Below are 300 nucleotides of genomic sequence, written 5' to 3' on the forward strand. Positions count from 1 at the left end.
GGCTTTGCCAATGCAGCGTTCGAGTTGGGCGCGCCCGTGCTGGCGGAACGCGCCCATAGTTTGGGGTTAGCGGCGCTTGTGATCAACGATTGCACCCATTTTTCCGCGCTTTGGCCAGATGTTGAGGCGCTCACCGATCTTGGCCTTGCCGCGATTGCGATGTGCCCAAGTTACGCGACAGTTGCGCCAACGGGCGGCACAAAACCTTTGCTCGGCACCAATCCGCTGGGCTTTGGTTGGCCCAGCAAAGGCGCGCACACCTATGTGTTTGATTTCGCCACCAGCGTCGCGGCGCGCGGC

The 300-nt window shown here is 61.7% G+C and carries 1 protein-coding gene; it reads left to right on the plus strand.

What is annotated here, in order from left to right:
- A partial coding sequence (locus AB9F29_RS22115; protein WP_369757277.1) for an Ldh family oxidoreductase occupies positions 1 to 300 on the plus strand: 300 nt, incomplete at both ends.

Source organism: Falsihalocynthiibacter sp. S25ZX9, assembly GCF_041205405.1.
GTDB classification, from domain to species: Bacteria; Pseudomonadota; Alphaproteobacteria; order Rhodobacterales; family Rhodobacteraceae; genus Falsihalocynthiibacter; species Falsihalocynthiibacter arcticus.